This window comes from Paenibacillus sp. sgz302190, assembly GCF_059820445.1.
In genome coordinates, this window is the sequence record NZ_JBZYAO010000007.1 from 17,038 (window position 1) to 31,139 (window position 14,102).

Here is a 14,102-nt window from a genome sequence, read left to right on the forward strand (position 1 = left end):
GCTGTTTCATCATATTTAGCTGTGAAGAAGTGCAAACTATAGGTTGTATACTACATTTGAAGCCATTTGTGTAATATTTCACAATATAGAGAAAACCTTTAACAAAATCGGACATGGAAGTGAGAGAAACATGAGTCGCATACCAAGAATCGTTATTTTAGGAGCAGGTTATGGCGGTATTTTGACGGCTATTCGTTTGCAAAAGGAATTGAACTATAACGAAGCTGACGTGACATTAGTCAATAAGCATGATTATCATTATATTACTACCCACCTTCATATGCCCGCTGCAGGGACTGACAATCCTGAAAATGCACGCGTGAACATTTTGAAGCTCATCGATGAATTTAAAGTGGATTTCGTGAAGTCCACAGTGACCCAAATTCGTCCGCATGAAAAGAAAGTCATCCTTGAAGACGGAACCCTCTCTTACGATTACTTGGTAGTTGGTCTCGGCGGCGAACCTGAAACTTTCGGCATTCCGGGGTTAAAAGATTATGCGATGAACATCCGCAGCATCAACAGCGTCCGGTTTATCCGCGAACATATCGAATATCAGTTTGCCAAATACAAGCGCGAGCCTGACCGCAAAGATTATTTGACTTTCGTAGTCGGCGGCGCGGGTTTTACGGGCATCGAGTTCATTGGCGAGCTGGCCGACCGCGTACCGGAACTTTGCAAAGAGTTCGACGTAGATCCGGCGCTTGTGAAAATATACAATATTGAAGCCGCGCCGACCGCGCTGCCGGGCTTTGACCCCGAGTTGGTCGAATACGGCATGAAAGTTTTGGAAAACAAGGGCGTCGTGTTCAAAATCGGCACGGCAATCAAAGAATGTACGCCTGAGGGCGTTCTTATTGCCGGCGACGAGTTCATCAAGTCCGCCACTGTCGTATGGACCGGCGGTATCCGCGGCAACCATATGCTCGACGAAGCCGGATTCGAGACGATGCGCGGCAGAATCAAAGTGGACGAGTACTTGCGTTCTCCGCAGTTTGAGAACATTTATGTCGTCGGGGACTGCTCGATCGTCATGAATGACGAAGGCAGACCGTTCCCGCCTACGGCGCAAATCGCGATGCAGCAGGGCGAAGCTGTTGCGCACAACCTGATCGCTTCGATCCGCGGCTCGCAAATGAAAACTTTCAAATTCTCGAACAAAGGCACCGTAGCCTCCCTGGGCAGAGGACAAGCCATCGGAATCGTCGGTTCCCGCAAGCTCAAAGGCAACATGGCGGCGATTATGAAAAAGATAGTCGATATCCGTTACCTGTATATTATCGGCGGCATCCCGCTCGTTATTCGCAAGGGCCGATTCTAAAATAACAAGTTTGGCGAATCTGGGGGGATAGCCGTGCGGCACTGCAGTGTCCAAGTAAGAGGTCTTCTAACCCGGGATGAATTGGACCGTTACAACGCTTTGATGGATGTAGGCCGTCATTTGGAGTCGGAGAAGCGCTACGACCTTGTAGCCACGATTCAAAAGGAAATCGATATCCTCATTCTTCCGGCGATCGAGCGGCTGAAGGAAAAGAGCCGTCAGCGCGACCGCGACACTGAGGCATATTTGGCCCGCAAAGCGCAGATGGAAGCCGAGCTCGCAGCCGCCCTTCGGGACGATGAAGAGGATGAGAACTAGGCGTCAAAATAAGAAAAAGGAAGCTTCGCTTGTAAAAAGCGTGCTTCCTTTTTTGGCGCGTTCGGGAGCGGAGCTCCGGTTTACAGACGAATGAGTTCGGCAAATTTGTCGGGTGTAAGCAGGTTGCCGACGTAGAATTCGCCAAATTCGCCGTAGCGGGCGCTGACTTCGTCAAAGCGCATTTCATAGACAAGCTTCTTGAATTGCAGCGCATCGTCGGCGAACAGCGTAACGCCCCATTCCCAATCGTCGAGGCCTACGGAGCCTGTGATGATTTGCTTCACTTTACCGGCGTATGTGCGGCCGATCATGCCGTGGGAGCGCATCATCGTTCTGCGCTCGTCGGCGCTGAGCATGTACCAGTTGTCGCCGCCGTCGCGGCGCTTGTTCATCGGATAGAAGCAAATATGCTTCGCTTTGGGCAGTGTCGGCTTCAATCTGGCGGCCAGCTCCGGATCTTCCAGCGGATCGACGCCCGGTTTGGCCAGGTAGCTGCTTAATTCCACAATCGATACGTAGGAATAAACGGGAATCGTGAACGCGGCAAAAGCCGATTTGTTAAACTCATTTTCCAGTTCGTTCAGTTCTTCCAACGTTTCACGCAGCTGCATAAAGACGAAATCGGCTTTTTGCCCGACGATGCTATATACGGCAGTGCTGCCTAATTTGTCATTTTCTACCTGCTGCCATTTGGACAGAAACGAATTCAGCTCGTCCGCAGCGAACTTGCGCTCTTCCGAAGAAGCGGCTTTCCATGCGTTCCAGTCGATCAGACGGAAATCATGCAGCGCATACCAGCCTTCAAGCGTTTGTACAGCTTCACTCATGAGTAATGAACCTCCTCGATCACGGCTTTTTGTCCCCTACATTGTATCCAATCCTTGGAGAAAGGGCAAATGAACAAAGGGTGACGATGGAAAAATTGTATCCGCATGCACTTTACCTGCGCTTGTCCGTAGATTAAAATATAAAGGAAAAAGGGGGTAGATTTCGTTGCTGCAAATGATCGTAGCCGCAGTCCTGATGCTCGTGCTGTTTTTCGGACTTGGCTTTATTTTGAATATGCTGATGAAAACAACATGGTTTCCGCTTTACGCTTACATAGCCCTGATCATCGGGGTCATCGTTTACGGTACGATGGGTACAGCTTCGTTTTTGTCCGACAATACGGGGTTTACGGTCGTGGATTCCGTGCCGGCTGTCGGCGGCCTTGTCGGGGCGGTATTGAGCGGTTCGGCCATCAAGGCGCTGCGCATCCGAGGATTTAAAATGTTTTAAAATGGGCACTCTATGGTGAAGTAGTCGAACTTGACCATTCGGAGGAGAGAACTTTGCCTTTCGCTCATATTAACGGAACCGTCCTGCATTTTGAAACGACCGGGAACGGGACGCCTGTCGTCTTCATCCACCCTCCGCTGCTGACGCTTGAAACGTTCAATTATCAGAAAGAGCAGCTTTCGGACCGGTTTCGGGTGATTACTTTCGATATTCGGGGGCATGGGGAGAGCAGGCCGTCGGAAAGGTTGCTCACCTATTCGCTCATCGCCCAGGATATCCGGCACCTGCTTGACTTTTTGGGCATCGACAAGGCTTATATATGCGGCTATTCCACCGGCGGTTCTATCGTACTGGAAGCGCTGCTTGCGTATCCGAAGCGATTTTTGGGCGGCATCGTCGTCAGCGGCATGTCCGAGATCAGCGATGCTTTTAACAAAAGCTCGATTTGGACGGCTGTCCAGATGGCTGACCGCGGAGTTCTCCACAAGCTGCTGTCCAGAGTCATTACAGCGGGCAACGCCGATAAGGATGAAACTTTTCGGACATTGTTTCAAACTTCACTTCGCGGCAATCCGAACCAGATCAAGCAATATTTTGAGCTGTCCTTAACCTATAACTGCACGCACCGGCTGGCGTCCATTTCGCATCCGATGCTTCTCATCTTCGGGCAAAACGATATTCGCTTCAACAAGTATTCGTATATGCTGCAAGACAAGCTGCGGAACAGCTCGCTTTATTTTATTAAGGGCGCGAAGCATCAAATTCCGCTCAAAAACGCTCCGCGAATGAACGATTTGATCCGGCTGTGGATTGAGAGCCTGGAGGACCGCGAGACGGAGCGCGGGAAGCTGGACCTGGAAATCGCCAAAAAGCTCAACCCGGCCATGTACGGGCATGATGACAACGAAAGCGGGCTGCCGTTAAGCTGACGGCCCGCGCGAATGAAGCCGGCCTCCGGGGAGGGGGCTTTATTTTTTTGGGTAAAAATCCTTCGGCTCATCCACTCCAAGCGTGTCGTTTTTTGTGGTAGACTGATAGAGTATGGCTGAAAGGCTGACAGATAGATTCGGCCGAAGGCAGGATGGAGCGATTGCGCAATGCAAATGACGAATATGCTGCATTTTACGGAAAATCACCGGTTTTACGTCAACCGTGATTTTTCTTTGAGCAGCCTGGATTATAAAATGCTTACGATGATGTACCAGCCGATGATAGGCGGGTACGCCGTAAGCCTGTACCACGCGCTTTATCAGCAGATCGGCGCGGATCGGGCCGGCTATTCGCCGCTGGAGCAGCAGCGGAAGCTGTTTCTGCTGTTGGAGCTTGAGCAGGGCGAGCGCGGCCGCAAATATTTGATCGAGCAGTCGTCGAAGCTCGAGGCGATCGGGCTGCTGCAAACGACACGCAAGTTTTTGCCGGGGGACGAGGACTACGTGTTTGAATACACCCTGTTTGCTCCTTTGGGGCCGAACGAGTTTTTTCGCAATCAGCATTTAACGCTGCTGCTGCGCGATAAAGTGGGCAAATATATGCTGCTTTCCCTTCGGGAAGAGCTGCTTGCCCCGGAGCCGGAGGAATGCCTGGACGCCAGGGGCGAGAACTTGTCCGTGCCGTTCTACGACCTGTTCCGCCTGAACACGCAGGTGATCGACTACGAGCTGGAGCAGGCGCTGTACGAAGCTTCGGCGTCGAAGCACGGCGGCGAGGCGGGAATCGACGTGACGACCAAGGGCTTCCAGTACGCCGACATCATCATGCGCTTTCCACGCGGCGCCAGCAACCGGGTATTTGTCGAAGCGCTGAAGCATAAGCCCGATCAGATGGCGGCTATTAACATCGTAGCGAAAAAGTATAATCTGTCGCTGCAGGAGACGTGCCGGCTGCTGGATGAAGACGGCATGTTCACCGAAGAAGGCGAACTGGAGATGGACAGGCTGCAGTACAACGCGAATTTGTTCTACCGGCAAAGCAAGAAGCGCGGCGAGGAGCGGGAGCGCGCGCTGGCCCGGCCTGCGGAGGGAAGATCCGGCGAAGAGCAGGCCGAGGAAAGGGCCGAAGACAGACCGGTCGAGATGCAGTATTACCTGGAGGTGCCGCAGATGCTTCGCGGCGAGTGCACCGATCACCAGTACAACTATATTTTGCGGAATGAGCCTTATATGGCTGTTCTGCGCATGTTTTTTACGCAAGGTTCGATTCCGGACGGCGTGTTGAACATTTTTGAGAAAATTGACTTGAACTACAAGCTGAAAGAGGAAGTCATCAACGTGCTCATCCACTTCCTGCACATCGACCGGCGCTCCTGGGCCAGATCGTCGATCGAAGCGGTCGCGTCGGATATGCTGGGCAAGCAAATCGCGACGTACGAGCAGGCGGTCGAGTATGTGCGGGAAAAAATCCGCTTCAAGCAAAAAGCGGCTTCAAAGGTGGAGGCGGCCAAGGCGGGCGGCGGCTCTGCGACAAGAGGCCGGCAGGGCAAGCAGCAGAAGCCGCGCATTCCGATTGCGGTGCAGGATGCCGATTCCGCCGCGTCTTCCAGACTTACGGAAGAGGAGCTGGAAGCTGCGCTCAGAAAGGCGCAGAAGCTGGACGAGCGCTTCAACCGCAAAAGTTAGCACGAATACGCTAAAGGGGGGTGTTGCCTGAATGGAATCCCTGTCTAAAATACTTAAATCGCTGCCCGATTCGGAATGGAGAAGGAATGCGGAAGCAAAAATTCAAGCCGCTATGCAGGATGCTCTGATCGGCAAGTTCCGCCAAAAATATCCGTTTCTCGATGATCATGCGATTAAACTCAATATGAATAAGCTTTACCAGTATGTGACGGAGTACAAAGTTTGCTCGAACTGCCCTGGTCTGGATCGCTGCCCTAACGATATGACCGGCCATTATACGATGCTGACGGCGGAATTGGCAAATGGAACCCCTTTTATTCATGAGGAGAAGGTCGCTTGCAAAAAATTCACCGCCAAGCAGCTGCAGGATGCGATCGGAAGCCGAATCCGGACGTTTCATGTCGATCCCGGCATTCTCAGCCAGAGCTATTCGTTTGAGGATATCCTTCGGACAGATCTGGATCGCGCGAAAGCGGTCATTCAAATCAACAACTATGTGGAACGGACTATAGAAGACGGCTTGCAAAAGAAAGGACTGTTCTTGTCCGGCCCGTTCGGCACGGGAAAGACGTTTCTGATGTGCTACATGCTGTACCAATTGGCTAAAGTGGGGATGACCGGCGCTATCGTCTACATGCCGGACTTCGCGGAAGATTTGAAGGGCATGTTCCAGGAGCCCTACAAGCTCAAGGAGACGATCGATCTGCTCAAGGAGACGGATCTGCTCGTATTCGACGATATCGGGGCGGAGAACCTGAATCCGTGGCTCAGAGACCATGTTATCGGCGCGATCCTCAATTACCGGATGAACCGCAAGCCGACTTTCTTCACCTCGAATTACGAGCTGTCCGGGCTGGAGAAGCATTTCAGCTTCACCAACAAGGACGGTGACGAGGAGTACAAAGGGCAGCGGATCATGGACCGGATCCGGCCTTTCGTCGATGTCGTCGCCGTCAACGGCGCGAACAAGCGGGGCTACGCTTAGCGCGGACAATAAAAAGGCCGGAACGCCGACGACGCATTGGATGTCGGCGGTTCCAGCCTTTTTCGCTATGTAAGAGATTAGTCCTTTTTCAGCTGTTCCAGCTCTTCGGTGACATTTTCGATCATTTGCACAAATGAGGTCAGCTCTTCGGCGCTGGCCGCTTGCGTCCGGGCGTACAGCGTCGTTTCTTCGGAGCCTTGCTTGACCATCTCCAGCTTATCGGAGATTTGTTTCAGCTTGCTCTGGATCAAATTGAGCGATTCCCTGGAGTGGGAAGCCAGCTTGCGCACTTCGTTGGCGACGACTTCGAAGCCCCGTCCGTGCTCGCCGGACCGCGCGGCTTCGATGGCCGCATTCAGGCCGAGCAGGTGCGTCTGATCGGAGATTTCTTTCATGACCGAGCCCATTTTCTCGATATCTTTGATCTCGAAGTGCAGCTCGTCGATGCGCTGATTGGACAGCTCCTGCGATTCGGCCGTCTGGATCGCGGTATCGGCGACGGATTGGCTGCTGCCGTTCAACTGGACCATCATGGAGGCAAGATCCTGCACGGCTCTGCTGATCGTCGTCAGCATCAGTTTTTGCTCGTCGGCGAGATTTTGCACCTTCGCTTTTTCGTCCTGTTCATAGGCTTCGAGCACCAATTGGGAATCGAGGTTGAACATTTTGCTCAGCGAGTTGATGACATGGGTCCAATTGTCCGGCAGAACGGCGGCAAAGTGCCGGGAAGCCAGGTTCGTATATTTGAGATAAGTGCCCAAATACCAGGCGGAAGTCAGCCCGATGCGCGAATGCACTTTCCCGATGTGCAGCCGCTTTTCGATAAACGAATCGTCGATCGTGCCGGCCGCCATGGACATAAAGTACCAGCGCTGGGTTTCCTTCAGGCGCTCGATGGTGCTGTGCTTTTCGATAAGCGCTTTCAACTCCGGCCATTTGATAATATCTTCATATAATTGATCGACCAGTTCATCCACGACTTGTTTGAAAGCGTTCTCGTTGCTTTTGAGCAGGGCTAGATCTTCCTCTGTTAAACCGATAAAGTCCAGCATTTGCTGCCGCGCTTGATTAACTCGAATCATCTGTTCTCTTAGCTCCTTTGCATGCAGAACGGCAGATAAGGCGCTTCCTGCGAATAAGAAAACAGAACCGCTTCGCCAGAGGCCGGGAAACGGTTCTGTTGTTCCGATCGTACTAATCTAGAAGTCTGTCCGAAACTGCCTATACCTTCTACTGAGTTCGTCGGACAGATTCTTAGACTCGCGCAACTTGGATGATCGTTGCAATAACCGCCACCAAGAGCAGAACTCCAAAGAAAACGCCGAAGCCCATGCCAACGTCCATAAAGTCGTTGCGCGGTTCTTCGTAGACGTGAAGCTCAGGATGTTTAGGATCGCTCATATTCGTACCCCCTGCCGTCCATCATTAGCATGATTGTAAGCCTAGTATACCCAAACTTTTAGAAAGTTGTAAAGCATTTCGTCATGATAAAAGTGGAAACTGTCCGTTTTTTTTGAAAATAAGAAAAAAATGCTTGACTATAACATTAGTGTTATGGTTTACAATAAGTTTAACCTTACTTGATCAAGAAGGAAAAGAAATGTGGTGAACGCCATGCGGATCAGCGAGCTTTCCAAGCTTACCGGTGCCAGCATACGCTCCTTGCGTTACTACGAGCAAAAGGGTTTGATCGCTACGGAACGCGAAGAGAACGGGTACCGGGTGTTCAATCAAATGGCTGTAGAGCGCGTCAAGACCATTCAGTTTTATTTGAGCCTGGGCTTTTCCACCGAGCAAATCGAAAGTTTTCTGAACTGCGTTATGAAGCACCCGGAGTCGCATTGCGACGATCTGCTGCCGCTTTATACGGATAAGCTCAGAGAAATTGAAGGGCAGATGGAAATGCTGATGCTGCTGCAGGCAAATCTGAAGGATCGGATCGCATACTTGGAGCGGCAGAAGCAGGAACGTGAAAAGGCGGCGACGACTTGACCGGTCATGCCGGATGTCGATTTGCGCTATAGCGGGTTCGGTTGAAATGGCCGGGCACTGTGGTATACTTTACATGTTGACGCTCAGTAGAAACCTACTTGATGCTATAAATTCATTTTCATGAAGGAGGATTTAACATGGCAATTGTGAATGTATCCGACCAAAGCTTTAAAGCTGAAGTTGAAAGCGAAGGAACTGTCCTTGTAGACTTTTGGGCACCTTGGTGCGGGCCTTGCAAAATGATCGCGCCTGTCCTGGAAGAACTCGATAAAGAGGTTGAATCTTTGAAAATCGCCAAAGTAAACGTCGACGACAATCCGGAATCCGCTGCGCGCTTCGGCGTGATGAGCATTCCGACGCTGATCGTATTCAAAGACGGCCAGCCGGTCGACAAAGTCGTGGGCTTCCAATCCAAAGACGCGCTGAAAAACGTAGTAAGCCGTCATCAATAATAGGCTCCGCCGCACAAAATTCGTGAGAAAAAGCTCTTTTTCTGCTATGCTGAGAAAGAGCTTTTTTGCATGAGCACGGCCCGGTCCGGCCGAATGAGCGGCGAGTAGGGAGTTCCGCCGCCGTCGGGGCGACGGGCAGGGAAGTACCTGCTGCCGCTGGGCGATGGGCATTTTGGGGAGATCGTAAGAAGGGGGAACTGTCTGCAATGGAATACGAGGACCGGGAAGCCCGGGAACAAAGCCAGGAAGCGATCCGTAACAAGCTGGCGCTGCTGCCGGACAAACCCGGCTGTTATTTGATGAAAAACCGCGAAGGAACGATCATTTACGTAGGCAAAGCCAAAGTTTTGAAAAATCGCGTGCGCTCCTATTTTACAGGCAGCCACGGCGCCAAGACGCAGCGGCTGGTCAGCGAGATTCGCGATTTTGAATATATTGTTACGTCAAGCAATATGGAAGCGTTGATTCTCGAATGCAACCTGATCAAGCAGCACCATCCGCGCTACAACGTGCTTTTGAAGGACGACAAGACGTTCCCGTATATCAAAATCACGCACGAACAGCAGCCGCGTCTGGAGGTCACGCGGCGGGTGATTAAAGATAAGGGCAAATACTTCGGCCCTTATCCGAACGCTTTTGCCGCCCAGCAGACGAAGAAGCTGCTGGACCGGCTGTATCCGCTGCGCAAGTGCAGGACCCTGCCCGATAAAGTATGCCTATACTATCATATCGGGCAGTGTCTGGCGCCTTGCGAATATGAAGTATCCGCGGAGACGAACGAGCGGATGGTGCAGGAGATCACTCGTTTCCTCAACGGAGGACACGTGGAGATCAAGGAAGAGCTGACGGCCAAAATGCACGCCGCAGCGGAGGAATTGAACTTTGAGCGCGCGAAGGAGCTGCGCGATCATATTTTGAACATCGACGCGGTCATGGAGAAGCAGAAGATCACGACGAATGATGCGGTCGACCGCGACATTTTCGGCTATGCCGTGGACAAAGGCTGGATGGCTGTACATATCCAGTACATGCGCCAGGGCAAGATGATCGAGCGCCACGTTTCGCTGTTCCCTTACTATGGTGACGAGTACGGCGACTTCATCACCTATGTGACACAGGTGTACAGCGACAATCCGGCGCTGCCGAAGGAGATTTTCCTGCCCGGCGTGCCGGAAGCGGGGGCGTCGGCGCAGCCTGGGGCAGCGGCTGCCTCGCAGGCCGGAGGCGTAGCGGAAACCGGGAGCGCTATACGGGTGGAAGGAGCTGCTGAAGCTGCAAACACTATCCAGGTCGAGGGAGCTGGGGAAGTTGGGGGTGCCGCACAGGCCGAAGCTGTAACGGAAGCAAGTGGTACTGTACGGGCCGAAGTCGTAGCGGAGGCTAGGAGTGTTATGCAGGCGGAAGGAGTTTCGGAAACTGATGGCACTGCACAGGCTGAAGCCGTAGCGGAGTCTGCGGGCACTATACAGGCCGAAGGAGCTGGGGAAGTTGGGGGTACCGCGCAGGCTGAAGCTGTAGCAGAAGCCGGGAACGCTATACAGGCAGAAGGAGTTGCGGAAGCTGGTGGTGGCGCTGCCCAGGCTGAAGCCGAGGAGAAGGACGTGCGGGAAGCGCTGGAGTCGTGGCTGAAGGTGAAGGTTCATTTTCCGCAGCGCGGGTTGAAAAAGCAGATGGTCGATATGGCGAAGGATAACGCCCGCATGGCGCTGGAAGAGAAGTTCAGGCTGCTTGAGCGCGATGAAAGCCGTTCCGTCAAAGCGGTGCAAAATCTGGGCGAATGGCTGGGAACGGGTGCGATTCACCGCATCGAGGCGTTCGATAACTCGAACATTCAAGGGACGAATCCGGTCTCGGCCATGGTCGTGTTCATCAACGGCAAGCCGGATCGCAAAGAGTACCGCAAATACAAGGTGAAAACCGTTCAGGGGCCGGACGATTACGAAACGATGCGCGAGGTGATCCGCCGCCGCTACGAGCGGGTGCTCAAGGAAAATTTGACGATGCCCGATTTGATCGTCGTGGACGGAGGCAAAGGGCAAATCTCCGCTGCGGTCGATGTGCTGGAGAACGAATTGGGGCTGTACATCCCGATTTGCGGCCTGGTGAAAGACGCCAAGCACAAAACCGCGCAGCTGATGATGGGCGACCCGGCGGAAGTAATTCCTCTGCAGCGGGACAGCCAGGAGTTTTATTTGCTGCAGCGCATCCAGGACGAAGTGCACCGCTTCGCGATCACGTTTCACCGCGAGACGAGGGCGAAGTCGATGGTCGTCTCCCAGCTTGACGCGATACCGGGCATCGGCGAGAAGCGGCGGAAGGCGCTGCTCAAGCATTTTGGCTCGGTACGCAAAATAAAAGAGGCCAAAGTCGAAGACTTCAAGCCTCTGGGTATCGGTGAAAAGCTGGCAAATAAAATTATGAAAGCTTTGCAAGGCGAAAATGAGGCGGCGGTTCCCCAGGAGTAAGGGGGCCCCGCTTTTTTGTCGGTTTACGTGAAAGGTGTGCACCTCGCGCAGCTCCTATCGGGGGCTGCGCTGCATGACGGCGGAAAAGTGTTGTTCCGGAGCCTGCCGAAAACCTGCGCAAACTCCTATAACGTTGTGGACGCCGGTACCAAGTTTCCTGCGTTCTATTTTCGTGTAAAGTGGGAGGTTTTTTCAACGGAATCGGTCCATTTGGCGGAAAAAGCTGCGATTGTGCAGGAATTCTCGCCCAGGATGGTTTGAACGAAACTACCTGCAGATTTGCTGGTTCCTGAGAAGCCCACACGCCAGAGTCGGTCGCACCATTTGCCTAGTTGCGCGAAAAAACCTGCAAAAGTACAGTTTTTGCGCGGTTGATCCACTGTCCACGAAAAATTCCTGCAAATGTGCAGGCTTTTCGCCGCGAACATGGGCTCAGACCTAATTTCATCGAAAATTCCTGCACAATTGCAGGCTTTTCGCGAAAATGAACCATTTTTAAGGAAAAAACCTGCACTTTTGCAGGTTTTTGTCTGTCAAGCTGCCATGCGCCCCATCCCGTGTAGGAGAGGCGTGACTTAGGGTAGAGCGGCTGCGTCCCCTGGTTTCGCTAGCCTGTCACTTTATCTCCGATTTGATTATTGCAGGATATCAGCGCTGGGAACTGCCCAACGAGCGCAGACCCTAGTGGGCGTTCGAAGGCTCTCAGCACCGCGAGTGCCCAGCGAGCGTTCGGAGGTTATCAGCACCACGGGCTGCCCAACGAGCGCGGACCCTAGTGGGCGTTCGAAGGCTCTCAGCACCGCGAGTGCCCAGCGAGCGTTCGGAGGTTATCAGCGCCACGGGCTGCCTAACGAGCGCAGACTCTAGTGGGCGTTCGGAGGTGCGCCGCGCGCAGCCCGACGAGCGCAGCCCAGCGAGCGTCCGCAGGTTCTCAGCGCCGCACGGGGGCTATCCCCGCGCACCGCCAGCCATGCGCTGGCTCTACCCCGGGCTTGGCGCGAGGCGCCGCCGGTGCCACCATGCCAGCAGCAGCGCGGCGAGGGCCGGCAGCAGGATGTAGAAGATACCTGCGGCAACATCGCCCGCCTGGTCCAGCGAGAACAGCGACAGGCCCATCAGGATGCTGTCCATGCAAGCATGGGCGAATACGGCGGTGATGAAGCCGTATTTCAGGAACACATAGCCGAGAATGATGCCGATGACGGTTACCTCGATCAGGCGGGTATACACCGGATAGATCGGGTATTGCGTATGGCTCGCGGCCCAAATGATGCTCGGCAGCAGAACGGCGATGAAGTTCGAGCGGAACAGCTTTTTGAACAGCAGGATGCCGAGCAGCCGGTAAGCGGCTTCTTCCGATATTGCGGCGGCCCACGCCATCAGCGGAAACAATTTGGGCTCCAGCATATTCAATACGGAATCCCCCGGATCGTTCACGGCCCATACGTCGAAGCGGACCTCGCCCGCATAGAACAGAACTTGCTGGACCCCAAGGATGAACAGGGCGAGCAAGTAGCCCCGGCCCATTCCGTGAAACACTTCCGATCCGAAGCGCGATTCCCGCCAAGCCGGCCAAGGCTTCCACCCGTTCGACTCCCACCACCGGCTGCCGGAAGCAAGCGAGATGTAGACCGATAGACCGAGCAGCAGCGTGACGACGTTCATGAACAGCGAGCCGGCCAATGTGGCGGTTCCGTTGTCTGCGATATCGCCGGACATCGTTTTGAAAGCCGGATACATATTGATGTTGTTGGCGATGTAAATCGTCGTAAAAATAACAGTGAGCAGCAGGCCCTTGCGAAAATCCATCTGCTTGCGGTGCCTGACGGCATATACGATGGCCGCAACGGACATCAGGAACGTAAAGCCCATGCTGATCCAGGTCATGAACGAGGCGGATTGATCCTGCGAGTCAAGCCATGCCTGATGGTCCTCTGGGATGCTGAATTGCACGGCATAGCCGACCAAAGCGTTATCGTCAAAATCGATCCGCAAGCGCAGCTTGGAACCGCCGATGGCTTCCGCTTTCTTTTCGTAAACGTACGTGTTCGCGCCGGCCGCTTTCTTCGGCTCCTCGACAAGACTGAAATCGTCGGGATTAAAGCCCTGCCGGCTCATCTCCTCCTTGGCCAGCTGGTCCGCTTTTTGCCTGCCGATCGCTGCGGCGGTACCGGTGAGCGTCTCGCGCCAGCCGACGATTTGCAAGCTTTTGTAGTTGACGTCAACTTCGAATTTGCGCTTGCTGCCGGGATCGACGGCGCTGACCTGATAGAAATCGAGCGGGAAGCGGTCCCCGTATTTCAGCTCATACTCGTGCAAAAGGTGTTCTTTCTGCAAGTATCCGCTTCTCGACTTTTCGGACTGGTATACGACGAAAGTACTCGGCTGGCCGATGCCGTAGCGGCTTTGCAAAAACTGCCCGGCCGCGTCGGCCGCCTGCTGCTTCGTAACGGCCGGACTTTCCGCCGGGGCCGCTTCTTCCGTTTGATATCCCGCAAGCATATTGACCCCCATATACAAGGCCACGCCGATGCACGCGAGGATCAGCAAAGTTCGGTTCAATTTCATTCGCATCATGGGATAAAATATCTCCTTGGATAATGTTGGTTCGCAAATACGCTAAATTAAAAGTATCACAGATGTTAAGGAAAACCAATTCATGCAAAATAAAACGTA

At 53.4% G+C, this 14,102-nt stretch carries 13 protein-coding genes; 9 read left to right on the plus strand and 4 right to left on the minus strand.

Annotation, left to right across the window (positions count from 1 at the left end; all coding sequences use genetic code 11):
• Positions 1 to 130: 130 nt before the first annotated feature.
• Positions 131 to 1,321 (plus strand): NAD(P)/FAD-dependent oxidoreductase, encoded by a 1,191-nt coding sequence (locus tag AC6RNO_RS10465; RefSeq protein ID WP_474680112.1) that lies wholly within the window; start codon positions 131 to 133, stop codon positions 1,319 to 1,321.
• Positions 1,322 to 1,354: 33 nt separating this feature from the next.
• On the plus strand, positions 1,355 to 1,639 hold the full coding sequence (locus tag AC6RNO_RS10470; RefSeq protein ID WP_474680113.1) for a hypothetical protein: 285 nt from the start codon (positions 1,355 to 1,357) through the stop codon (positions 1,637 to 1,639).
• 80 nt (positions 1,640 to 1,719) lie between these two features.
• Here AC6RNO_RS10470 and hemQ read toward each other — a convergent pair whose 3' ends face one another.
• Complete coding sequence (gene hemQ / locus AC6RNO_RS10475) at positions 1,720 to 2,466, minus strand: hydrogen peroxide-dependent heme synthase (RefSeq protein ID WP_474680114.1); 747 nt, start codon at positions 2,464 to 2,466, stop codon at positions 1,720 to 1,722.
• A 166-nt stretch (positions 2,467 to 2,632) separates the two neighbouring features.
• Here hemQ and AC6RNO_RS10480 point away from each other — a divergent pair, with 166 nt between their 5' ends.
• The 4 genes from AC6RNO_RS10480 to dnaI all read left to right on the plus strand — a co-directional run bounded on the left by AC6RNO_RS10480 (position 2,633) and on the right by dnaI (position 6,517).
• Positions 2,633 to 2,917, plus strand: coding sequence for a YuiB family protein (locus AC6RNO_RS10480; protein WP_474680115.1), 285 nt, complete (start codon positions 2,633 to 2,635; stop codon positions 2,915 to 2,917).
• 53 nt (positions 2,918 to 2,970) lie between these two features.
• Positions 2,971 to 3,846 (plus strand): alpha/beta fold hydrolase, encoded by an 876-nt coding sequence (locus AC6RNO_RS10485; protein WP_488435200.1) that lies wholly within the window; start codon positions 2,971 to 2,973, stop codon positions 3,844 to 3,846.
• 168 nt (positions 3,847 to 4,014) lie between these two features.
• Complete coding sequence (locus tag AC6RNO_RS10490) at positions 4,015 to 5,532, plus strand: replication initiation and membrane attachment family protein (RefSeq protein ID WP_488435199.1); 1,518 nt, start codon at positions 4,015 to 4,017, stop codon at positions 5,530 to 5,532.
• A gap of 31 nt (positions 5,533 to 5,563) precedes the next feature.
• On the plus strand, positions 5,564 to 6,517 hold the full coding sequence (dnaI, locus tag AC6RNO_RS10495) for a primosomal protein DnaI (protein ID WP_474680118.1): 954 nt from the start codon (positions 5,564 to 5,566) through the stop codon (positions 6,515 to 6,517).
• Positions 6,518 to 6,594: 77 nt separating this feature from the next.
• Here dnaI and AC6RNO_RS10500 read toward each other — a convergent pair whose 3' ends face one another.
• Together AC6RNO_RS10500 and AC6RNO_RS10505 are read right to left on the minus strand one after the other, a co-directional pair.
• Positions 6,595 to 7,599: a protoglobin domain-containing protein gene (locus tag AC6RNO_RS10500; protein WP_497105403.1), complete on the minus strand. Its 1,005-nt coding sequence runs from the start codon at positions 7,597 to 7,599 to the stop codon at positions 6,595 to 6,597.
• A gap of 172 nt (positions 7,600 to 7,771) precedes the next feature.
• Positions 7,772 to 7,918 carry a YqzM family protein gene (locus AC6RNO_RS10505; protein ID WP_474680120.1) on the minus strand — a complete coding sequence of 49 codons (147 nt, stop codon included), beginning with the start codon at positions 7,916 to 7,918 and terminating at the stop codon, positions 7,772 to 7,774.
• Positions 7,919 to 8,119: 201 nt separating this feature from the next.
• On the opposite strand from AC6RNO_RS10505, the gene AC6RNO_RS10510 reads away from it, so the two are divergent.
• The 3 genes from AC6RNO_RS10510 to uvrC all read left to right on the plus strand — a co-directional run bounded on the left by AC6RNO_RS10510 (position 8,120) and on the right by uvrC (position 11,426).
• The gene (locus AC6RNO_RS10510; RefSeq protein ID WP_474680121.1) at positions 8,120 to 8,509 is read left to right on the plus strand and encodes a MerR family transcriptional regulator; all 390 of its coding nucleotides are present in this window, start codon (positions 8,120 to 8,122) and stop codon (positions 8,507 to 8,509) included.
• Between the two features lie 137 nt (positions 8,510 to 8,646).
• Positions 8,647 to 8,961, plus strand: a complete 315-nt coding sequence (gene trxA / locus AC6RNO_RS10515; protein ID WP_474680122.1) for a thioredoxin — start codon at positions 8,647 to 8,649, stop codon at positions 8,959 to 8,961.
• 206 nt (positions 8,962 to 9,167) lie between these two features.
• The gene (uvrC, locus tag AC6RNO_RS10520; protein WP_497105404.1) at positions 9,168 to 11,426 is read left to right on the plus strand and encodes an excinuclease ABC subunit UvrC; all 2,259 of its coding nucleotides are present in this window, start codon (positions 9,168 to 9,170) and stop codon (positions 11,424 to 11,426) included.
• A 981-nt stretch (positions 11,427 to 12,407) separates the two neighbouring features.
• Here the strand turns inward: uvrC and AC6RNO_RS10525 are convergent.
• Positions 12,408 to 14,003, minus strand: coding sequence for a CPBP family glutamic-type intramembrane protease (locus AC6RNO_RS10525; RefSeq protein WP_497105405.1), 1,596 nt, complete (start codon positions 14,001 to 14,003; stop codon positions 12,408 to 12,410).
• Positions 14,004 to 14,102: the final 99 nt, after the last annotated feature.

Coding starts and splice junctions, on each gene's coding strand:
- AC6RNO_RS10490 (WP_488435199.1), top strand. CDS start 4,015: ATGCAAATGACGAATATGCTGCATTTTACGGAAAATCACCGGTTTTAC.
- AC6RNO_RS10465 (WP_474680112.1), top strand. CDS start 131: ATGAGTCGCATACCAAGAATCGTTATTTTAGGAGCAGGTTATGGCGGT.
- AC6RNO_RS10525 (WP_497105405.1), bottom strand. CDS start 14,003: ATGATGCGAATGAAATTGAACCGAACTTTGCTGATCCTCGCGTGCATC.
- hemQ (WP_474680114.1), bottom strand. CDS start 2,466: ATGAGTGAAGCTGTACAAACGCTTGAAGGCTGGTATGCGCTGCATGAT.
- dnaI (WP_474680118.1), top strand. CDS start 5,564: ATGGAATCCCTGTCTAAAATACTTAAATCGCTGCCCGATTCGGAATGG.
- uvrC (WP_497105404.1), top strand. CDS start 9,168: ATGGAATACGAGGACCGGGAAGCCCGGGAACAAAGCCAGGAAGCGATC.
- AC6RNO_RS10500 (WP_497105403.1), bottom strand. CDS start 7,599: ATGATTCGAGTTAATCAAGCGCGGCAGCAAATGCTGGACTTTATCGGT.
- AC6RNO_RS10505 (WP_474680120.1), bottom strand. CDS start 7,918: ATGAGCGATCCTAAACATCCTGAGCTTCACGTCTACGAAGAACCGCGC.
- trxA (WP_474680122.1), top strand. CDS start 8,647: ATGGCAATTGTGAATGTATCCGACCAAAGCTTTAAAGCTGAAGTTGAA.